Here is a 19,111-nt window from a genome sequence, read left to right as displayed (position 1 = left end):
TGGAGCCCTTCCTGTTGTCTGGCCGGACACCAAGATGCCATCGGCCAGGGCGAAACGCAAGCACCGCCAGAGGGCGGGAAAGGACATGATTCATGCTGGATATCGCCGCGCTGCACATCGTGCGCATCCATATCAACCGCGTGGCGGTCGAGTCACCCAACCCGACGACGGGTGAAGCGCTCTATGCGCTTGCCGAAATCCAGAAGCGCGAAAAGCTCTATCGCGAAGTCCCGGGCAACGGGGAAGATGAGCGCATTCCGCGTGATGAGACGCCGATCCATCTGACGCGGGGTCAGCATTTTTATAGCCAGAAACTCTTCGACATTCTCGTCAATGGCGACGAGCACGAGATCGACACCAACAAGATCACATACGCCTGCGTGGTCGATCTCTATCTCGGGCAGGGCGGTCAGCCCTCAAACGAATATCTCGTCAAATACTCCAACGGCCCGGTCGAAAACCCGAGCGGCACGCTCGCACCCGGTCAGAAAGTGAAGGTGAAAGATGGAATGCGCTTTCGGGTTGCCGGAACTGGCGAATCATAATCCCTTCCTCAGGGATCTGGATGAGACGGGATATCTGATCGACTTTGTCGGAGGGTATCTCGTGATCTACGGCCTGCCTTATCTCGATGGCCAAGGCGGGCTGCAGTATGGCGACTGGGTGAGCCCGCTCGATCTGGACGGAGCGATCATCGGCGCGCCCTCCAATCATCAGGCGTGGTGGCGGGGCGTCAGGCCGCACGACCAGCAGGGGCGCGCGCTTCGGCTTGGCGGCGGCGACGGTGTAATCACTGTGATGCCGGAACTGATCACGACCAGCGCGTTTTCGTATAAACTGATGGATGAGCAAGGCGCGCTGCGTCCGTACCAGTCGTTCGAGGAGAAGGTGCGGACTTACATCGATACGATCACGACGCCGGCGATCATTGCCTATCCGAATGCAACGCCCTTGCGCGCTATCGCCGTCAAGGCCGCTGCCCAGGGTTCGCCGCTGCGCTTTCCCGACGCTATGTCCGCGCGCTATCATCTTAATGATCTTTCGGCGCTCTTGCGCGGCAAGAAAGTTGCGATCGTCGGCCTTGGCGGGACAGGCGCCTTCATTCTCGATTCCGTAGCTCGTACCCATCTCGAGCAGATCGCGCTGTTCGATGATGACAAGGTCCATCTCCATACGATCTTCCGATGGCCGGGCTTTATCCCTGGCGCCATCGGCAAGCTGAAGGTCGAGGCACTGGCCACGCATTATGATCAATGGCATGCAGACATTGTGCCGGTCGCCGAACGCATCACGGCCGACAATGTCATGCGGCTTCGCGAATTCGATTTCGTTTTCGTCTCCATCGATGAGGGGCCCGCGCGCCTGATAATCGTGGACTGGCTGAGTGCGAATGACATTCCCTTCGTCGATTGCGGCATGGGCCTCAACCGCTCATCCGTCGGGCTCAGCGGTTTCGTGCGCATTACGGGCACCGGTCGCGAAGCCTTCGACAACAATCGAGGCACGGTGCGTCTGCCGGTCCAGAACGCGAAAGCTGACGAATACCGCAAGCAGGCGCAGATTCCTGAACTCAATGCGCTGAATGCCAACATGGCAGTGATCCGGTTCAAGCAGCATTTCGGGCTGCTGGACCGAGAGAGTGCTGCGACTGCCACAATCTTCGATACCGTGACCTTCGAAATGGACCGGGCGGAGGAACCTAAATGAGATTTCGCTATGAAGCCGTCGAACGCATGCCCAGGCCTTTGATGCCGGGCGTCGTCTACCACAGCGAGGAATTCGAGATCGGAGCCCTGCTGTGCGCCTGCGGCTGCGGTCATCGTGTCTCGCTGCTGGTGCCAGACAGCCACCAGGTCACTGAACGAGATGGAATGGCGACGGTGCGCCCGTCGATCGCCGTCTGCGATGCACCATGCAATTCGCATTACGTCATTACGGCCGGCGAAGTTGAGTGGCTGCGCGCCTTCGATCCAGCCATATCGAAAGCGGTGATGCGCGAACAGATCGCTCGTCACGCGCAGGGCGATTGCAAGCGTCTGTCCTTCCTGCAGCGTATGCTGGCTGCCCTAGGCCGAGCCTGGACCTGGCTCACTTCCTTCGGGCCGCCGCGGTAGACTTCGCGGCAGGCCGGTTGATCTTCAGGTACTGAGCGACATCAAGGTGGATGATGAAATGGTAGTGAGCAAAAATTATGTATTCGCGGGTATCAGTAGTCGACTAGAACGAAACCGATCGACTGCCACGAGAGGATTGCCTTGCCTGTCACCTTGAACCTCTACCTCGACGATTCCGGAACTAGACATCCCACCCACAAGGTCGGGAAGAAAGCGGCGCACGGGTACGACTGGTTCGCACTCGGTGGCATCCTAGTTCGAAGTGACGAAGAGGACAGCGCCCGAGACCTTCACGCAAAGTTCTGTGAGAAATGGGAAATCACGGCGCCCTTGCACTCTTCAGAAATCAGATCGCAGAACGAGAACTTCGATTTCCTGCGGGGCTGGGAAAAGGACAAGCTGGGAGCATTTTACGAGGAACTTTACATTCTGATGCGAGGGGCGCCCGTGGTCGGTATCGCGTGCACTGTCGACCGTCCCGGATACTGTGGACGATACCTCGAGCAGTACAAACAGAATCCTTGGATGCTCTGCAAAACCGCATTCACTGTCGTCGTCGAACGCGCCGCGAAATACGCTATCGCCCAAGGCATGAAGCTGCGCGTGCATCCTGAGCGCTGCAACAAGGCTGAAGATGCGAACCTGGAGGGCTACTACAAGGCTCTAAAGGCGGAGGGAATGCCGTTCGCTAAGGACAATTCCGATAAGTACGGCCCCTTGACCGCCGAGCAGTTGACCCAGACGCTCTACGAGTTCAGGACCAAGAAGAAGACTTCGCCGATGGCGCAACTGGCGGATCTGTATCTATGGCCGATCTGCATGGGCGGCTATCATGCCAGCAATCGCCCTTACCAGCGCCTGACCGACGACGGAAAGCTGATTGACTGTCATATCAAGGAAGACGAGCGGCCGATGCTCGGATCCAAATACAGCTGCTTTGAGAATGTCGAACGAAAGGCCTAAAAACTCAAAAAGCCTCCGACGTTTCCATCGAGGCTTTTGGGCGACCGCAAAGGCGATCTCGTGGGCCAGGCCCGACCGAATAACTATCGTACCCCATGATTTGTTGCAAGGAATTTTTCGTTAAGCCGAATTAACCTGACGGCGGTACGAACGCAACATTCGTCGAAATGATGTACGAACTGGCATCGCTCGTTCTCTCGTAAGCTATCACCATGCCGCTGTTGCTGTCGACATCCCACCGCGCGACGACGTCGGCCGTCACCGCCCGCGCGGCTGCAAGGTCAGCGTGTTTATTGTCTTCCACCTTCAGGGTTCAGCTTGTCGAGAGACAAGAGGCGCTCAATCGGAGATTCCGGAAAGCGCCTTTCCTTCAATAACGCCAGCTCCTTCTCAAGGCTCACCACACGCTGCTCCAGGTTCATGAGATGATCTCCGTGTAGGTCATCTATCCCGTCGAGCGCTTGCTCCCAGAGTCGCCACTTTGCCAAAAAGCGTTTCAGCATCGTAATCTCCTGCAACATGTACTTGCATCGCATCCTAAGGCTGGTTGTGCCAATCGACCCCGGATCCGGTCCTAGCCAGTGGCGACTTTTCGGCTGATGCTCACGCCCGTATTGCGGTCCAACGCTTGAACAGTGCGCTTGCGTTCACACCTCCAAAACCGAACCCATTGGTGATCGCGTAGTTCATTGGGACCGAACGGGCCTCGTGCGCGACGATGTCTATTCCGTCGCTTGCCGGGTCCGGCGCATTCAGGTTCAACGTCGGCGGCGCGATCTGGTCTCTGAGCGCCATGATCGTAAAGATGGCCTCCAGCCCGCCAGCCGCACCGAGGAGGTGGCCGGTCGCGGACTTCGTGCCGCTGACCGCCAGACCGGCCCCTTTCCCGAACACCGTCTTGATCGCCTCAATTTCCCCACGGTCTCCAACAGGGGTCGAGGTCGCATGTGCATTTAGGTGCTGGATCTCTTGCGGGGCGATGCCTGCCTGTTTGATCGCAATCTGTATGGCCCTTGCCGCGCCTGACCCGTCCTCAGGACCTGAGGTAATGTGGTGGGCGTCGGCCGTGGTGCCGTAACCGACCAGCTCGGCCAATGGTTGGGCGCCGCGCGCAAGCGCATGGCTCAGGGATTCGATCACCAGCACGCCCGCGCCTTCGCCCATCACGAAGCCGTCACGCAACATGTCGAATGGTCGTGACGCCAGCTCAGGGGTGTCGTTGAACCCTGAGGACAGCGAACGCGCAGCGGCGAAGCCGCCAAGGCTCACGATGTTCATACAGGCTTCGGTGCCACCGCAGATCGCAATATCGGCCTCGTTTCCACGGATGAGCCGCGCGGCGTCGCCGATAGCTTGTACACCCGCCGCACACGCCGTCACCGGCGCCCCGAGCGGACCTTTGAACCCATGTCGGATCGACACCTGACCCGCTGCCAGATTGACCAGGAACGAGGGGATGGTGAACGGCGACAGGCGCCGCGGTCCCTTTTGGTCGACGGTCCTGACCGCGTCGGTTATGGCCGGAAACCCACCGATCCCCGAGGCGATGATCGTTGCCGTTCTCAGGCGGTCTTCTTCCGAGATCGGCCACCAGCGCGCTTGCGCGAGCGCCTCTTCAGCCGCCGCGAGTGCGAACACAATGAAGCGATCTATCTTGCGCTGGTCCTTTGGCGGGAGGACGGTTTCGGGGTTGAATCCTACTTCCGCGTCGTCATTGCTCGAAGGAACGACGCCGCCCACCTTGGCAGGAAGATCGCCGACGATGTCGTCCGACAGACGGCGAATGCCCGACTTGCCGGCCAGAAGCCGGCTCCAGGAACTGGTTACATTGGCACCGAGCGGACTAACCGCTCCCATGCCTGTGACGACGATACGACGCATGACGACTCCAATGTATTGCAGGCTATTGCCGGATCAGGACGGGCGTCGTCCTAATCGTCGTTGAGCGGGGCGAGACGCTTGACCTCGTTTGCGGCTGCTTCGAGCAAGCGATCCGACAGATTCGCATCGGTCACGATCCGGGAGAGCGTGACGGCGCCGACCAAAAGCGACAGGACAACCATGGCCTTTTCGTTGGGATTGGGTTCACCTTGCTCCGGCATCAGTTCCTCCAACACCTGGATGTGAGCCTTGATGCCATCCTGGAAGGGTGTCCGCACCTCCGGACTCTGACGAGCCGCGTCCGCGCCGAGCGCCACAAGTGGGCACCCGTCGGCGGTTTCGCCGCGGTGACCGGCTGAAAGATAGAGATCGATGACGGCTCGAAGTGGATCGGAGCTCGAGGCTGCGACGGATGACCATCTGCGCGTCGCGCTCTCCATGGCCCGTCTTGACGCAAGGGCGGCCAGATCCTCTTTGGACTCGAACTGCTTGTAGAAGCCGCCCTGGGTCAGACCGGCACCTTTCATCAGATCCTTGAGACCGATGCCGTCAAAGCCGTGCTCGCGAAAGAGCCTGCTGGCAGCGTTGATCACGGCTTCCCGGTTCGCTTCGGCTTGGGCACGAGTGACTCTCATGGTGGTCTCCTTTTAGATTTCAATTGACATCTATATATGATTTAGAGTTAGATCACAATCTATTCAGAGCGCGTCGACCGTCAAGAAGGGTCACCACATGAAAACGAAGTTTATTCTCTCCTCGGCGGCTGTACTCGCCGGTGCGGGGGTTGCGACGGCAGCTTTTATCTTCTGGCCCAATGAGAAGGTCGCGATAGCTGCGGATCCTCGGACCGCTGTCCCCTTCGTCAGCGTCATCAAAGCGAGAACGCCGGACGCGGGGGCACGCAGCTTTACCGGAACCATAGCCGCACGTGTGCAGAGCGATCTCGGCTTCCGCGTTCCGGGAAAAATCGTTGAACGGCTGGTGGAGCTCGGAAACGAAGTACGGGCCGGGCAACCACTGATGCGGATCGATGAGACAGATCTTCGTCTGGCAGTCGCCGCCAAACGCAATGCGGTTGCGGCCGCCAAAGCAACCTTTGTCCAAGCGCAGGCCGACGAGAGGCGTTATGCGGAGCTCGTGAAGAATGGCCTGGCGGCTTCTCCTCAGAGGTACGAACAGTCCAAGACTGCTCTCGATACCGCGACAGCGCAGCTTGCTGCGGCAGAAGCTGAGGCGAAAGTTGCCGAAAACGAGGCGACATACACGCTCCTTGTGGCAGATGCCGACGGCACCATCGTCGAGACACTTGGCGAACCCGGCCAGGTCGTATCAGCCGGTCAGCCAGTCGTCAGGCTTGCCAAGGCGGGCGCGCGTGAAGCGCTGGTCTGGATGCCGGAAAATATCAGACCTGAGATCGGCGCCCTTGCCCGCGCCACCGTTTATGGCCGCCAAGCGGAAGAAGCCGCGTCCTTGCGGCAGATGTCTGCTGCTGCGGATCCTCAGACCCGCACCTACGAGACTCGCTGGGTGTTGCAGGGTGCAGCCGCTACTGCGCCGTTGGGTGCAACTGTGACGATCAGAATACCGAACAAGCACGCCCAAATTCATGCCGAGGTGCCGGTCGGCGCCGTCCTGGACGATGGCACTCAGACTGGCGTCTGGGTGGTCGATGCGCAAGCGTCGAGTGTGCACTTTCGCGAAGTAAAGATCGAACGGCTCGGTGAAGAAAACGCGATCGTGACGAACCTGAATGCCGGCGAGGCGGTAGTCGCGCTCGGCGCGCATCTTCTGACCGACGGCGCGACCATCCGCACCAACGTCGAAAAGGCAGAGGCGGCGAACTGATGAACTTCAATTTTTCCGCGCTCGCCGTTCGTGAGCGGGCAGTCACCCTGTTCTTCATCGTCCTTCTGGTTGCGGCGGGTGTCTACGCCTTCGTCAAGCTGGGGCGCGCGGAAGATCCTTCGTTCACTATCAAGACGATGACGGTCACGGCCGTCTGGCCGGGCGCGACCGCCCGAGAGATGCAGGACCTCGTCGCTGAACCGCTGGAAAAGCGTATCCAGGAACTCACCTGGTATGATCGGGTGGAGACGACAACCCGCCCCGGTTACGCATATTTGACGGTCACCCTCAAGGACAGCACGCCGGCGAGCGCCGTCGAAGAGGAGTTTTATCAGGCCCGCAAGAAACTCGGCGATGAGGCGAGAAACCTGCCGCCCGGAGTGTTCGGGCCCTTCGTCAACGATGAATATTCGGACGTGAGCTTTGCCCTTTATGCGCTGAAGGCCTTTCGATCGGAGCCGTTAAGTTCGGCCTCTGCCATGAGTCTCATGACAGCAGCACTTATCCCTGCTCAAAGAGAACACTCCGTTTCGGTAAGCCCGCGCCGCAAGGCGCGGGCTTACCAGTCCTAGAAGACGTCGGGTACCGTCCTGCGAACGTGATCGTCGTCCGCGAAGTCGTTCGGCCGCTTCTGGCGCTTGCCGAGGTCCGGTTCGGTGAACTTCACGCGTTCGTACGGGATCGAGGCGAGAATGTGCGAGATGCAATTGATGCGCGCCCGCTTCTTGTCGTCTGACGGGACGATCCACCAGGGGGCATACTCCGTGTCCGTCATGCGGATCATCTCGTTGTAGGCCCGGGTATAGTCCCACCAGCGCTGATAGGACTCGACGTCCATCGGGCTGAGCTTCCATTGGCGCAACGGGTCGGCGATGCGCTGGCGGAACCGGCGCTCCTGTTCCTTCTCGCTGACATCGAGGAAGTACTTCAGCAGGACGATGCCGCTTTCGACCATTGCCGCTTCGAAGCGCGGTGCGAGTTCGAGGAAACGTCGGGCGCTGTCTTCCGAGCAGAAACCCATGACGCGCTCGACGCCCGGGCGGTTGTACCAGGAGCGATCGAAGATCACGACCTCGCCGGCGGCCGGCAAATGCTGGATGTAGCGCTGCATGTAGATCTGGGACTTTTCCCGCTCGGTGGGCGCGGGCAGGGCCGTGACCCTGAAGACGCGGGGGCTGACGCGTTCGGTCAGCCGCCTGATCACGCCACCCTTGCCGGCGGCATCGCGCCCCTCGAAGACGATGACGATGCGCGCGCCGGTCTTTTTCACCCAGGCCTGCAGATGCGCGATCTCTTCCTGCAGTCGGGCAAGCTCCTTGGCGTAGCCGCCGGATGAGCGCTCCTCTGGTGCGGCGGCTGCTTCGGTAACCCTATCGGCGTCGTTCTTGTCCTTATTCTTTTTCTTCTTCTTGGTTTTATCTTTTCCCATTTCTTCTTCCTGTTTCGAAACTGCGCGCTGTTTTAACGGTGCTAGAGTTCGCCGCTCAATCGGGTACGACGTCCCATTTGTCGTCGGGATTGAAACGATCGATGAAGGGCACGATCTCTTCGGTGCTGGGTCCGAGATCGCGTTCGTAGACGATGCCCTGCTGGTTGACGACGAAGGTCTTGACGCCGGTTTCGGCATAGCTGACCGGCCAGGCGATCAACGCGAAACCGCCGATCATGTTGCCGTTGATGACATAGTCATAGCGGCCGCCGGCAATGTTGTCGCCCTGCGATGTCAGAATGCGGAAACGGTAGCCGAAATAGCCCTGGCCGGCCTTCGCCTTTTCCAGCGCTGCTTCGCTGATCGCGTCGCCGACCGGGCTTTCGCCGTCGCCCTGACCGGCCGGCCAGTAGAGCCCGTCGGTCTGGCCCGGCGTGCTGATCAGTTTCTGCGCATATTCGAGGACGCCGTCGGCGTCGCGATCCCGCGAGGCATATTCCTGCTGGGCATCGACATAGGCCTGTACCGTATCGATCGCCTCGAGCTCGTTCTCGCCGACGCGGCGATTGAGGATCTCCTCGAGCCCGACATAGGTGTCGAAGGCCCATTTGCCGTCCTCGCCCTTGGTGAGCGGGAAGGGCAGGGGCCACAGCCGGTCGCCGATCTGGATGATCTTGCGTCCCTCGAGGTCGCGTACGACGACGTTGCGGGCGGCACCTTCGCGAATGAGCGCGAAGGTATCCATCGCCCCTTCACCGGCCTTCAGCTTCTCGGCATTGAGCCCCAGTAGTTTTGCCAGACCGGCGAAGTCATTGGCGGCGAGCTTCGCCTTGAATTCGTCGACCGCCTTGGCGGGATTATCGAAGACCGGGGGATCCTCGTCGGCCGCATAGGCATCGAGGCCGGCCGCCATCTGATCGGTTGGTGCCTGCTCCGCTGGCGCCTTTGTCTGCGCCAAGGAAGCGTTGAGCGGCACGCTGGCCAACGCCAGAACCGATGCCAGGAGAAGCGGATTGAAGAGCTTGGTCATGGTCGTTCTCCTGTGATCCGATTAACGTCTTGCGCCGCCGCCGCGGCCACCGCCGCCGCCACCGCGTTGGATTGGAGGTTTGCCCCCGCCGCGGGTCGCTTGTGGGCGCCCACCGCCGCGCTGGCCGCCGCCCATGCTCTGTCCACCGCGCTGTGAAGAATTAACCTCGCGACGGCCGGAATTGACGTTGCCGAGGCCAGACGGCTTCGCCGGTCGGTTCTCGGCCTTACCGCCCATCTTCGGCTTTCCTGCTGGTCGGTTTGCCGGGGTTTGCTTTGTTTGCGGACGGTTTGCGCTTGCCTTGGCGTCGCCGGCCTTCGGTCTTGTCGCCTGACCATCGGCAGGACGGGTCGCGGGCCGTTGCTGCGCCTTCAACCCTTCAAGCGTGTTCTTGCGCACGTCCTTGATCTGGCCAGCGCTGCCACCGGCGGGCCGCGCGTTCGGCCGATCGCGGTTGATCTCGTTGGCGCGGTTGCGCAGGTTGTTGTTGCCGTCGGCCTTGATGTTGTTCTTGACGTTGGTCCGGTCGAAATTCTGAAGCTGGGTGCTATCAAACTTGATCTTGCTGCGATCGACATTTTTCCAGTCGACGTCGTTCCACTTGACCTTGCCGTTGATATTGTTGAAGCAATTGTTGCAGTCGATGTCGACGTCGCCGCCATTCCAGCGCCCGCCCCAGACACCCCAATCGTCCCAGTCGACGATCGCCGCGAAGGCGGCACCCGTCACAGCTCCGGCGAAGAAGGTCGCGCCCGGATACCAATAGGCGGGAGAGGGTTCTTCGTAGTAGCTGATCGGCGCCGGCGTATAGTTGGGCTGATACAGCATTTCCGGCGGATACTGCGGCACATAGATCGTTTCCGGGTTCACCGCCTGGATGACGACGTTGTCGCCCTCCTGGATCACCTTTACCTTGTCGTCCGTCTTGATGATGTTCTTGGCGACGGCCTCGTCACGCAGTTGCTGTATGGCGATCAGCACGTCTTTCTGCTGATTGCCGATCGCCTCGCCGAAAGACTGCGTCCACTCGAGGTCTTCGGCCATCATCTTGACGATCTGGGGAAAGTTGAGCAGCGAAATGACGCTGCCGTCCCAATCGTCCTTCGGCTTCATGTCGGGCTTCTTCTGGCGCACTTCCAGGAACCGCTCCGCCTCGACGATCTGAAGCGGATAGAGCGCGGCGGCGGAAATGAGCGCCACCAGTTCGTCCGGATAGAGCGCGATGCGGGCGACCAAAATCTCGAGTTCGTCGTCGCTGAGTGGTTCCGGCGCCGTTTGCTGCTCAGCCGGCGCGCCCGCTGTCTGCTGTGCGAACACCATGCCCGTCGGTGACGAGAGCATCATGGCGATAGCACTTCCAAGTACGATTATTGTCTTGCGCACTAAAGATCACCTCCGAGCATGAGGACGGCGCATCCCAGTTGGCCGGCCCAGGGGCGAATAAACATGGCTGCGCATGCGCGCGAAAGATCTCCATCGGGGGGCAGTCGTAAGTTCGCGTAAGTTACGCTGCGCGCGTAGGTGGACGTCGTATTGTCATCAAAGTGATTTTTCCTCTCGACAATCTCGATCGCATATCCGCCTGCGCACCGTTATCGCCGTCTAATGAGGCCAAATGACTGTTGGAATATCGACCAGTGGCAGCAATTGTCTCCAGGAAGGTGCTCCCCTTTTGACCTTTTTTAATGGCCAGGCAATTTACTGCGCCGGGGACGCGACCAACCGCGCCTTCCGCGTCGCTTTCGGGACCGTTCGCGTCTATCGCATGCTCTCCAGTGGCCGGCGACAGATTCTTTCGTTTCATATGGCGGGAGAATGGTTTGGGATCGAACCAGGCAAGCATCGAAATTTCTGCGCGGAGGCGATAGGATCGGTTGGTATACTCTCCGTGAACGCCACCACCGGCGATAAAACTGTGCCCCTATCCTCAATATACTTGGCCCTGTCATCTGCGCAGGAGCGGCAGCTCGTCGTCGGCCGACCAAGCGCCAATGAACGCGTTGCTGCGTTTCTGCTCGAAATGTCGGCTCGGCATCATGGTTCCAACGCGTTCGAGTTGCCAATGCCTCGCAGTGACATTGCAGATTACCTGGGTTTAACCACCGAATCGATTTCGCGCACTGTGACAAGATTGAAGCGAGGTAGGCTGATCCGGCTCGACGGCTCTCGTCGCATCGAGATCCTGAATATTAAAGCCTTGAAAGCAATTTGCGGCTGAGACGACCACAGGGGCACGGACCGGATACGTCCGGCGCGACATTTCCATTTACGCCAGGAATTCCTGGATTTCCTTAACCAGAGCCTCGATGAGCTCTTCGAACTCCTGTCGGCGTTCTTCACGAAGATGTGCCGAATACAAGCCGACCCTGGCTAGGGCATCGTCAGCAACGGCCAAGTCTTCGCACAATCCTCGAAAACTCTCCCGCCTCAGAAGAAGCTGTCTTATTCGAAGGGACTTGTCGGGGAAGCGATTCAGCGCAGCCTGAAGCCCCGCGCTACTTCCGTTTGAACTCAATCGCGCTTCCATGCTCCCCTCCCGCCGGACACGACGACCCGTCTCAACCCTTGCCGGATATTAGGGGGAGGATGGTGGTTGAAAAGGTATGATACGCGACAATACGGTCGATGCGCGCAGCACCTGACGGCTCATATCAGCAAACTTCCCGCGAAGCGGCCGATGCTGCCTAGCGGGGTGCTTGGTGTCTAAGATTTTTCTCGTCGGCGGCTATTCTTGCGCGAGTTCTAAACATAGTATCATTAAAGTGGGGTATTTAGTAACCGGATCGCCTTTAAGTTGGGCTCGGTCGACATCGAAAGGGATCTGATGATCGCGGCAAGCTCGGGCAAGGAGGAAATCGAAGCGCCCTCCGCCGACGACGTGCGAGAGCAGCTAGCCCGTATCCTCTCCAGCGACAAATTCCATCTTCCTGACCGGGCTCGGAACTTTTTGCAATTTGTCGTCAATGAAACCCTGGAAGGCCGTGCCGAATACCTGAAGGCATTCACGATTGCCCATGATGTTTTCGGTCGACGAGACACGTTCGACGCGCAAAACGACCCAGTCGTTCGAATTGAAGCTGGCCGTATCCGTCGCGAACTGGAGCGCTACTATCTGCTGTCGGGGCCAACTGAACGAGTGGTCATCACAATTCCGAAAGGTGGCTACGTGCCGGCTTTCGAATTCAATCCTGAATTCAAAGGCGTTGAGCAGGCCGGAGCTAAGACGCTAGACCAGTCCGAGCATGGACTTGAGTTTTCGTCTCCCAAACTGAAAGCTATGTTCCGCTTCGGATTCCGGCTAAAGGCCGCGCTGACCGCTGCTGTCGTGGGCGCGGTGGTCACGTCAACGTTGTTGTTGCGAGCGGGCGGTACAGATCACAGTGCTGCATCAGCGGAAATGGCGTCCGCTCGACCTGCAATCGCGGTGGAGCGCTTCAGGGATGTCGTGGCAAGCGATCGCTCCTCGAGTCTCTCGATGGGGCTGACAGATGAGATCATCGGCAATCTGGTCAAGTTCAAAGAGATCGTCGTTGTTGAGGGGACGGCGTCTGCAGGGCGCAACCCTATTGCTTCAGGCTATATCTTGCAGGGCTCTGTAAGACTGGAAGGTGACAAGGTCCGTGCGATTGCACGGCTCGTCCGACGGTCGGATGGGGTGATCATCTGGGCGAGCAACTACGATTCAGATTTGCGCGCACAAAGCGCATTCGAAATTCAAGACGCCCTTGCAAAAGACATTGCTTCCGCGGTCGCGCAGCCTTTCGGCGTCATCTTTCAGACCGATACCAAGGACATTGCGTCCCAGAGTGTAGGCGGAGTGGACGCTTATACTTGCACCTTGGCTTACTACAGTTATCGCACTGAAATGACACAGCAGGCCCACGAAGTCGCGAAAGACTGTCTGGAGGAGGCGATCAGCAGTGCACCCGCTGATGCCACAACGCAGGCGTTTCTGTCCCTTCTCTATCTCGATGAAGTGCGTTTTTCCTACAAGCTCGGCGTGAAACCCGTTCAGCCGTCGCTGGAAAAGTCTTTCAAATTGGCTGAGCACGCAGTCGAACTCGATCCGCAAAATGCTCGCGCTCTACAAGCGCTTATGCTCGCCAACGTTTTCCGCAACGATATCCAATCTGCCTTGCGGGCCGGTGCGGCTGCCTATGCCATCAACGCGAATGATACTGAGGTCGCAGGCGAGTACGGTTTGCGCCTGGCGATGTCCGGAAAATGGGAGACCGGTTGCGGACTTATATCGAACGCTGTCAGCAAAGAAGCGGGTCCCAAGGGTTATTTCGAAGTTGGCATGGCGCTCTGTGCATTCATTGGCGGTGACTTGGGGGCGGCCGAGCTCTGGTCGCGAATGTCTGACCTCAATTACAATCCGATGCACCACATGGTCTTGACGGCCATTCTCGGGGCCTCGGGTCGGGTCGATGAGGCCAGAACCGAGCTGAACTGGCTTAACGAACACGCCCCCGCGCTGATGCCGAACATCACTCGGGAGATCTCCGTGCGCATCGGCCGTCCTGAAGATCGAGAACGCATATTCGCGGGCCTGCGTGCGGCGGGTGCGGAAATCGCAAAATCTCCACCCCCTACGAATTAATCGGCTTCAGTTGGGGAAAAGCTCCCGGCCAAGGCATAGATGTTACGCGAAGCTACGCTGCCAACTGACGGCGATTTGATAAGCGTCCCGGCAAAAGGGGAGCTTGTTCTCCAGCCGGACCAGGACGCTTTGATGAGTAAACGGAACTCTGCACTTCTTCTTCTGCTGCTTCTGTCTGGCTGTGGACATCCAAGCGGCGTCATGACGCCGGTATCACCGTCAGCATCGAACGTTGCTACTTCAAAAGTTGATATGCTGGTGGCGACAACCCGTGAGGCTTCCGGCGATCCTGCTACCTTGTTCAACGGAGAGCGCAGCCCCGTGCCCTCTCTCACGCAGGTTTCGGTTTCGCTACCGCCCAACCGGCAGTCTGGAACCGTTCAATGGCCGAAAAGCCTTCCCCCCAACCCGGCGACAGACTTCGCCGTGACAAAAGTCCAGCAGATCGCGACGGTGGACGAAGGTCGGGCCTGGTTCAAGCAGCATGTGAATGGCGGCCATGCACTTGTCTTCATCCACGGCTTTAACAACAAGTACGAAGATTCGGTCTTCCGACTGGCCCAAATCGTCCATGACAGCGGCATGCAGGCGACGCCGGTGCTGTTCACCTGGCCGTCGAGGGCGGAAATCACCGCTTACCAGTATGACAAGGAAAGCACGAACTACTCGCGCACGGCATTAGAACAAGCGCTTCGCACGCTGGCTGCCGATCCGAACGTCAAAGACATTACCGTCATGGCTCACTCGATGGGCACGTGGCTGGCCATGGAATCACTGCGTCAGATGGGGATTCGGGATGGGCATGTGAATTCAAAAATTCACAACGTCATTCTCGCATCGCCAGATATCGATATTCAAGTGTTCGCGAAGCAGTACGTTGAGATGGGAGAGCCACGGCCGAAGTTCACGATTTTCGTGTCACAGGACGATAAGGCCCTGGCCGTTTCCAGCTTCATTACCGGCAAGGTGTCAAGACTGGGTGCCATCAACCCGGCGGAAGAACCCTATCGATCGAAATTAGAAAAAGCCGGCATCACGGCTGTGGACCTGACGACGCTGGATACTGAAGACAGTCTTAGCCATGGCAAATTCGCCGAAAGCCCCGCAATCGTTCAGCTCATCGGTCAGCGCTTGATGAAAGGGCAGACGCTCACCGATTCCAACGTTACGCTCGGACAGGGCATTACGGCGGTCGTCGGCGGAACCGTTACCAATATAGGCAATGTGGCGGCAACCGCAGTTGCCGCGCCGGCGACACTGGTCGAACAACCCCTGAGCGGGCGATCACGAGCACGCTCGTCGAATACGACGCTTGACGAAGATCTGAAGCCGCAAGAGCTCACGAAATAAAGTCGCATAGCATACCCGTACAGGACATACCCGCATGAAATGGCTTCTCTCCCTGGCTGCAGGGCTTCTTTTCGCGTCTCTCGCATTCGCGCAGACACCGGCCCCGGCTACCGAGCAAAAGATCGATGATTTCGTTCGGCTTTTGCAAGACCCGGACATCCAGGCTTGGCTCGACAGTCGGAAGGCGACGCCCGCTGAGCCGAACTCGGCAGTGGCAAAAGAGCCGGCAATTTCCGCTTGGGAAAACAGCGTCCGGACTCGGTTAAGCACGCTAGTGGCCGCAGTGCCGAACATACCGTCGGAAGCAGCTGCCGCGATTGTCAGAACCAGACAAGATGCGGCCGCTCATGGTCAGGCCCCGGTGTTCATCATATTTGCGGGTCTGGTCGCCTTCGGTCTGCTCGCAGAATCGCTTTACCGCGGATTTGTTTTTCGGGGGAAGTCGCTGGCCAGCAGATTGGCGCCGGTCGGCATTTTTTCGACTGCAATGGCTGTAGTGTTCTTTGCTGTTGAATGGCCACCCCTCGCGCGGATCACGTTGCTTGCCTATTTAGCGGCCTTCGTCGCTTTTCGTGTAGCTTACGCTGTTATCGGCTCGATCATTGTGAACCCAGGTCAGCGACCGCGTCTGCAGATCTTGGCTGGCATTTTATGTTTCGCGGTCGCCACAGCTGCACTCGGGGATCCGCTCGGCGTCAGCCGCCAAGTTTCTGAAGCTGCCAGCTATTGCTTCTCTATCGTGATCTTTCTGTTGGTTATCGAAGCCGTTTGGTCGACATCCACGCGACAGTCTGCCCAGAAAGCAGTGATTTCCGTCTTCGTTCTCGTGCTTTGGGTTCTTTGGTGCCTCGCCCTAAAAGGGTTGTTCTGGATCGGGGTCTACGTTCTCGTGTTGCCGGGCCTGTTGAACGCGGCAGGAAGTTTGGCGTCCGCGTTTGCTGCAAACTCAGGAAGTTTGCGCAACGTACTTGTTACACGGGGCGCGCGCGCAGTTGTGGTCGGTCTCGCTGTCGCTTGGCTTGCGCTCGTCTGGCAATTCAATCCTGACACAGTGGGCCAACGGGATCCCTGGGTGGCTGCTTTGTTCTACGGCGGATTGAAGAGCGTGCTGATTTTGGTTGCCGCAGACTTCCTGTGGCAGGTCACCAAGAACTGGATTGATCGGGGACTGCAGGTTCCGAGCAATGCGGGTGAACTTCTACCTGCCGATGCGGCGCGTCGTGCGCGGTACCGGACGCTTTTACCAATCTTTCGCAATGTGCTTGCCGTCGTCGTCGCCGTGATGGCCGGATTGATCGTGCTCGCACAACTCGGTGTCGAAATTGGTCCTTTGATCGCTGGCGCCGGCATTTTCGGTGTCGCGCTAGGCTTTGGATCGCAAACCCTCGTGAAGGATGTGATCAGCGGCGTGTTCTACATGCTGGACGACGCGTTTCGCGTGGGAGAGTACATACAGGCGAAGACCTACAAGGGCACAGTGGAAGGATTCAGCTTACGATCCGTCCGGCTGAGGCACCATCGCGGTCCCGTGTTCACGGTGCCTTTCGGCGAACTCGGCGCGATTGAAAATATGAGCCGCGATTGGGTTATAGACAAATTCCGCATCTCGGTGGGTTTCAATACCGATATCGACAAGGCAAGGAAGCTGACGAAAAAGGTTGGCGTCGAGCTTAAGGAAGACCCCGAGCTTGGCAAGCTGTTCATCGAGCCGTTGAAAATGAAAGGCGTCGAGGAATTTGGCGATTATGGTATCGTTTTGAGCTTTGCCATGACGACGGTTCCAGGGATGCAGACCTACATACGCCGCAAAGCCTACGCCCGAATCCGCGAAGTCTTCTTGGCGAACGGGATCGATTTTGCACAGCCAACCGTGCAGGTCGGGGGGGACGACAAAGGCGGCGCAGCCGCTGCAGCCACGGCCATCCGCTCGCAACAGACCAACGTGCCGGTTCCAGCAGCATAGGCAGCCTCTTGCCAGGCAACTCCATCCATCACTAAGACGATTCTGATCTGCCGGTGCGTTCCGGGGAGATACGATGTCCGACAGCATACATCCTACCGCAATTCATCATTTGCCAGCGTTCATCACGGCGCCGGGACAGAGCGACGTCCTGTTCAACGTGGTCGTCGTTTTCATGGTTCTGGCGATCTTCGCGCTTGGCACTTTCTATCTCCGGCTGCATTCGCTGCCGGAAACCATGGCGCACAAGAGCCACAAGGTTCAATACGAGCTGGTGGCGGTGCTGGGGCTGATCTCGCTGGTCACGCACAACAACATCTTCTGGATCGCGGCACTGATTCTGGCGCTGATCGACCTGCCGGACTTTTCGTCGCCGCTCGCGTCAGTCGCCCGCTCGCTGGAGCGGATCGCCGGCAAGGTGGATGCAGCAACCGAACCGGCGCCGGCCGCGCCGGAGCCGGCAGCGGGCCATCCGGCCGCGCCTGCAGATCAGCCGTCGGTGGAAGGGAAGGCCTGAGCCATGTTCGAATTCATGCTTTGCTCGATGCTGACGATCCTTCCGGATTATCTTTTCCGCCGCTATGTCCAGGGCAAGAGGTTCGGCAAGGAGATCACCATCTATTCGGTGTGGTTCGAGCTGCGCTGGGGCATCACCGCCTGCATCATCCTGACGATCTCGCTGATCACGCTGATCTTCTACTTCCATCCGTCGACGAAGAACGTCACCGCGGCGTTCCGCACGGTCGCGGTCCTGCCGGAGACGGGTGGGCGCGTCTCGGAGATCTACGTGACCACCTTCGAGAAGGTGAAGGCCGGCCAGCCGCTGTTCAAGCTCGACAGCTCGGAAGAGGAAGCCGCCGCCGAGGTTGCACGCCGGCAGATCGCCGAGGTCGATGCCGAGATGATCGTCGCCCGCACCGAGCTCATCGCTGCGGATGGCGCGATCGTGCAGGCGCAGGCGGCGGTGCAGCAGGCCCAGGACGAGTACGACACCCAGGTCGAATTGAATCGGTTGAACGCCAATGTCGTGGCGCGGCGCGAGATCGAACGCCGGCAGGTCGCGCTCGAGGGCAGCAAGGGTGCGCTGACCGCCGCCCAGTCCAACAAGCAGACGCTGGAGACCAAGCTTCAGTCGCTCTTGCCTTCACAAAAGGCGAGCGCCGAAGCGGCGCTAAAGCAGGCGGAGGTCGATATTACCAAGGCCACGGTCAGGGCCGGCGTGTCCGGTACGCTGCAGCAGTTCACCCTCCGGGTCGGCGAAGTCGTCAATCCGATGCTGCGGCCAGCAGGCGTTCTGGTACCTGAAAATGCCGGCCGGGCGCGGCTCATTGCCGGCTTCGGCCAGATCGAGGCGCAGGTGATGAAGGTGGGCATGATCGGCGAGGCGACCTGCGTCGGCAAGCCTTTCACCATCATCCCGCTGGTTGTCACCGAGGTGCAGGAGGTGATCGCCTCGGGCCAGGTGCGCGCCAGCGATCAGTTGATCGACATCACGCAGATCTCGAAGCCCGGCACGCTGACCGTCTTCATGGAGCCGCTCTATCCCGGCGTGCTCGATGACGTTCCGCCCGGCAGCAGTTGCATCGCCAACGCCTATACCAACAGCCACGACGAACTGGAGTCACCCGATATCAGCACGCTTCGCTGGGCCTATCTGCACGTGGTCGACACCGTGGGCCTCGTCCATGCGATGATCCTGCGCATGCAGGCGCTGATGCTGCCGGTGCAGACGCTGGTGCTCGGCGGCCATTGAGGGGGCGGTCTACAGCGCCGCGCGTCCTATCAGCCGCGCAAAGGTCGCTGCAGCATTTTGAATTGCTGCCTGTTTTTGTCCTTTAATCGGCTACGATTAAAGGACACATGCAGCAGCCTCTCTGGAGCGCCGCTGCGGCGGTCAAATAGAAAGGGCCCCGACTGGAAACGGTCGGGGCCAGAT

18 protein-coding genes and 1 pseudogene are annotated in these 19,111 nt (G+C 59.2%); 12 read left to right on the top strand and 7 right to left on the bottom strand.

Annotated elements, in window-relative coordinates; translation table 11 throughout:
• Positions 1-92: 92 nt before the first annotated feature.
• The 4 genes from AC1Z3V_RS03795 (at position 93) to AC1Z3V_RS03780 (ending at position 3,077) form a co-directional block, all read left to right on the top strand.
• Positions 93-545: a multiubiquitin domain-containing protein gene (locus tag AC1Z3V_RS03795; RefSeq protein ID WP_483497302.1), complete on the top strand. Its 453-nt coding sequence runs from the start codon at positions 93-95 to the stop codon at positions 543-545.
• Positions 505-1,707: a ThiF family adenylyltransferase gene (locus AC1Z3V_RS03790; RefSeq protein ID WP_483497301.1), complete on the top strand. Its 1,203-nt coding sequence runs from the start codon at positions 505-507 to the stop codon at positions 1,705-1,707. Before AC1Z3V_RS03795 ends, AC1Z3V_RS03790 begins: the two co-directional genes overlap by 41 nt.
• On the top strand, positions 1,704-2,114 hold the full coding sequence (locus tag AC1Z3V_RS03785; protein WP_483497299.1) for a ubiquitination-like system serine protease family protein: 411 nt from the start codon (positions 1,704-1,706) through the stop codon (positions 2,112-2,114). The genes AC1Z3V_RS03790 and AC1Z3V_RS03785 overlap by 4 nt, the downstream gene beginning before the upstream one ends.
• A 141-nt stretch (positions 2,115-2,255) precedes the next feature.
• Complete coding sequence (locus tag AC1Z3V_RS03780) at positions 2,256-3,077, top strand: DUF3800 domain-containing protein (protein WP_483497298.1); 822 nt, start codon at positions 2,256-2,258, stop codon at positions 3,075-3,077.
• 290 nt (positions 3,078-3,367) lie between these two features.
• Here AC1Z3V_RS03780 and AC1Z3V_RS03775 read toward each other — a convergent pair whose 3' ends face one another.
• The 3 genes from AC1Z3V_RS03775 to AC1Z3V_RS03765 all read right to left on the bottom strand — a co-directional run bounded on the left by AC1Z3V_RS03775 (position 3,368) and on the right by AC1Z3V_RS03765 (position 5,593).
• Positions 3,368-3,580 carry a hypothetical protein gene (locus tag AC1Z3V_RS03775; protein WP_483497297.1) on the bottom strand — a complete coding sequence of 71 codons (213 nt, stop codon included), beginning with the start codon at positions 3,578-3,580 and terminating at the stop codon, positions 3,368-3,370.
• A gap of 100 nt (positions 3,581-3,680) precedes the next feature.
• A complete protein-coding gene (fabF, locus tag AC1Z3V_RS03770; protein ID WP_483497295.1) occupies positions 3,681-4,958 on the bottom strand; it encodes a beta-ketoacyl-ACP synthase II in 1,278 nt (425 codons plus the stop codon).
• Between the two features lie 50 nt (positions 4,959-5,008).
• Positions 5,009-5,593: a TetR family transcriptional regulator gene (locus AC1Z3V_RS03765; protein ID WP_483497293.1), complete on the bottom strand. Its 585-nt coding sequence runs from the start codon at positions 5,591-5,593 to the stop codon at positions 5,009-5,011.
• Between the two features lie 97 nt (positions 5,594-5,690).
• Here AC1Z3V_RS03765 and AC1Z3V_RS03760 point away from each other — a divergent pair, with 97 nt between their 5' ends.
• Together AC1Z3V_RS03760 and AC1Z3V_RS03755 are read left to right on the top strand one after the other, a co-directional pair.
• Positions 5,691-6,803: an efflux RND transporter periplasmic adaptor subunit gene (locus AC1Z3V_RS03760; protein WP_483497291.1), complete on the top strand. Its 1,113-nt coding sequence runs from the start codon at positions 5,691-5,693 to the stop codon at positions 6,801-6,803.
• Positions 6,803-7,249 (top strand): annotated as a pseudogene (locus AC1Z3V_RS03755) (efflux RND transporter permease subunit); the annotation flags it as partial. The gene AC1Z3V_RS03760 and the pseudogene AC1Z3V_RS03755, both read left to right, overlap by 1 nt.
• A 122-nt stretch (positions 7,250-7,371) precedes the next feature.
• Here the strand turns inward: AC1Z3V_RS03755 and ppk2 are convergent.
• The 3 genes from ppk2 to AC1Z3V_RS03740 are packed head-to-tail and all read right to left on the bottom strand — an operon-like array spanning position 7,372 to position 10,606.
• Positions 7,372-8,232 (bottom strand): polyphosphate kinase 2, encoded by an 861-nt coding sequence (ppk2, locus tag AC1Z3V_RS03750; protein ID WP_483497290.1) that lies wholly within the window; start codon positions 8,230-8,232, stop codon positions 7,372-7,374.
• A 55-nt stretch (positions 8,233-8,287) separates the two neighbouring features.
• On the bottom strand, positions 8,288-9,262 hold the full coding sequence (locus tag AC1Z3V_RS03745; protein WP_483497289.1) for a DUF2950 domain-containing protein: 975 nt from the start codon (positions 9,260-9,262) through the stop codon (positions 8,288-8,290).
• A 21-nt stretch (positions 9,263-9,283) separates the two neighbouring features.
• Complete coding sequence (locus AC1Z3V_RS03740) at positions 9,284-10,606, bottom strand: DUF3300 domain-containing protein (RefSeq protein ID WP_483499537.1); 1,323 nt, start codon at positions 10,604-10,606, stop codon at positions 9,284-9,286.
• A gap of 271 nt (positions 10,607-10,877) precedes the next feature.
• Between AC1Z3V_RS03740 and AC1Z3V_RS03735 the strand changes: the two genes are divergently transcribed.
• Positions 10,878-11,480: a helix-turn-helix domain-containing protein gene (locus AC1Z3V_RS03735; protein ID WP_483497288.1), complete on the top strand. Its 603-nt coding sequence runs from the start codon at positions 10,878-10,880 to the stop codon at positions 11,478-11,480.
• 48 nt (positions 11,481-11,528) lie between these two features.
• On the opposite strand, the gene AC1Z3V_RS03730 is transcribed toward AC1Z3V_RS03735, so the two are convergent.
• On the bottom strand, positions 11,529-11,789 hold the full coding sequence (locus tag AC1Z3V_RS03730) for a hypothetical protein (RefSeq protein ID WP_483497287.1): 261 nt from the start codon (positions 11,787-11,789) through the stop codon (positions 11,529-11,531).
• A 297-nt stretch (positions 11,790-12,086) separates the two neighbouring features.
• Here AC1Z3V_RS03730 and AC1Z3V_RS03725 point away from each other — a divergent pair, with 297 nt between their 5' ends.
• The 5 genes from AC1Z3V_RS03725 (at position 12,087) to AC1Z3V_RS03705 (ending at position 18,928) form a co-directional block, all read left to right on the top strand.
• Positions 12,087-13,865: a hypothetical protein gene (locus tag AC1Z3V_RS03725; RefSeq protein ID WP_483499536.1), complete on the top strand. Its 1,779-nt coding sequence runs from the start codon at positions 12,087-12,089 to the stop codon at positions 13,863-13,865.
• Positions 13,866-13,997: 132 nt separating this feature from the next.
• The gene (locus AC1Z3V_RS03720) at positions 13,998-15,215 is read left to right on the top strand and encodes an alpha/beta hydrolase (RefSeq protein WP_483497286.1); all 1,218 of its coding nucleotides are present in this window, start codon (positions 13,998-14,000) and stop codon (positions 15,213-15,215) included.
• Between the two features lie 34 nt (positions 15,216-15,249).
• Positions 15,250-17,178 carry a mechanosensitive ion channel family protein gene (locus AC1Z3V_RS03715; protein WP_483497285.1) on the top strand — a complete coding sequence of 643 codons (1,929 nt, stop codon included), beginning with the start codon at positions 15,250-15,252 and terminating at the stop codon, positions 17,176-17,178.
• Positions 17,179-17,251: 73 nt separating this feature from the next.
• Positions 17,252-17,692 (top strand): hypothetical protein, encoded by a 441-nt coding sequence (locus tag AC1Z3V_RS03710; RefSeq protein WP_483497284.1) that lies wholly within the window; start codon positions 17,252-17,254, stop codon positions 17,690-17,692.
• A 3-nt stretch (positions 17,693-17,695) separates the two neighbouring features.
• Positions 17,696-18,928: an HlyD family secretion protein gene (locus tag AC1Z3V_RS03705; RefSeq protein WP_483497283.1), complete on the top strand. Its 1,233-nt coding sequence runs from the start codon at positions 17,696-17,698 to the stop codon at positions 18,926-18,928.
• The last annotated feature ends 183 nt before the right edge of the window (positions 18,929-19,111 follow it).

The organism is Ensifer sp. 38_S197 (genome assembly GCF_056924495.1).
Note: the sequence above shows the minus strand (reverse complement) of the source record. Positions and strands in the feature narration are given on the sequence as shown.

What these genes read in the sequence shown, in the direction of transcription:
- AC1Z3V_RS03795 (WP_483497302.1), top strand. Translation starts at nt 93, where the DNA reads ATGCTGGATATCGCCGCGCTGCACATCGTGCGCATCCATATCAACCGC.
- AC1Z3V_RS03790 (WP_483497301.1), top strand. Translation starts at nt 505, where the DNA reads ATGGAATGCGCTTTCGGGTTGCCGGAACTGGCGAATCATAATCCCTTC.
- AC1Z3V_RS03785 (WP_483497299.1), top strand. Translation starts at nt 1,704, where the DNA reads ATGAGATTTCGCTATGAAGCCGTCGAACGCATGCCCAGGCCTTTGATG.
- AC1Z3V_RS03775 (WP_483497297.1), bottom strand. Translation starts at nt 3,580, where the DNA reads ATGCTGAAACGCTTTTTGGCAAAGTGGCGACTCTGGGAGCAAGCGCTC.
- fabF (WP_483497295.1), bottom strand. Translation starts at nt 4,958, where the DNA reads ATGCGTCGTATCGTCGTCACAGGCATGGGAGCGGTTAGTCCGCTCGGT.
- AC1Z3V_RS03765 (WP_483497293.1), bottom strand. Translation starts at nt 5,593, where the DNA reads ATGAGAGTCACTCGTGCCCAAGCCGAAGCGAACCGGGAAGCCGTGATC.
- AC1Z3V_RS03760 (WP_483497291.1), top strand. Translation starts at nt 5,691, where the DNA reads ATGAAAACGAAGTTTATTCTCTCCTCGGCGGCTGTACTCGCCGGTGCG.
- ppk2 (WP_483497290.1), bottom strand. Translation starts at nt 8,232, where the DNA reads ATGGGAAAAGATAAAACCAAGAAGAAGAAAAAGAATAAGGACAAGAAC.
- AC1Z3V_RS03745 (WP_483497289.1), bottom strand. Translation starts at nt 9,262, where the DNA reads ATGACCAAGCTCTTCAATCCGCTTCTCCTGGCATCGGTTCTGGCGTTG.
- AC1Z3V_RS03740 (WP_483499537.1), bottom strand. Translation starts at nt 10,606, where the DNA reads ATGATGCTCTCGTCACCGACGGGCATGGTGTTCGCACAGCAGACAGCG.
- AC1Z3V_RS03735 (WP_483497288.1), top strand. Translation starts at nt 10,878, where the DNA reads ATGACTGTTGGAATATCGACCAGTGGCAGCAATTGTCTCCAGGAAGGT.
- AC1Z3V_RS03730 (WP_483497287.1), bottom strand. Translation starts at nt 11,789, where the DNA reads ATGGAAGCGCGATTGAGTTCAAACGGAAGTAGCGCGGGGCTTCAGGCT.
- AC1Z3V_RS03725 (WP_483499536.1), top strand. Translation starts at nt 12,087, where the DNA reads ATGATCGCGGCAAGCTCGGGCAAGGAGGAAATCGAAGCGCCCTCCGCC.
- AC1Z3V_RS03720 (WP_483497286.1), top strand. Translation starts at nt 13,998, where the DNA reads ATGAGTAAACGGAACTCTGCACTTCTTCTTCTGCTGCTTCTGTCTGGC.
- AC1Z3V_RS03715 (WP_483497285.1), top strand. Translation starts at nt 15,250, where the DNA reads ATGAAATGGCTTCTCTCCCTGGCTGCAGGGCTTCTTTTCGCGTCTCTC.
- AC1Z3V_RS03710 (WP_483497284.1), top strand. Translation starts at nt 17,252, where the DNA reads ATGTCCGACAGCATACATCCTACCGCAATTCATCATTTGCCAGCGTTC.
- AC1Z3V_RS03705 (WP_483497283.1), top strand. Translation starts at nt 17,696, where the DNA reads ATGTTCGAATTCATGCTTTGCTCGATGCTGACGATCCTTCCGGATTAT.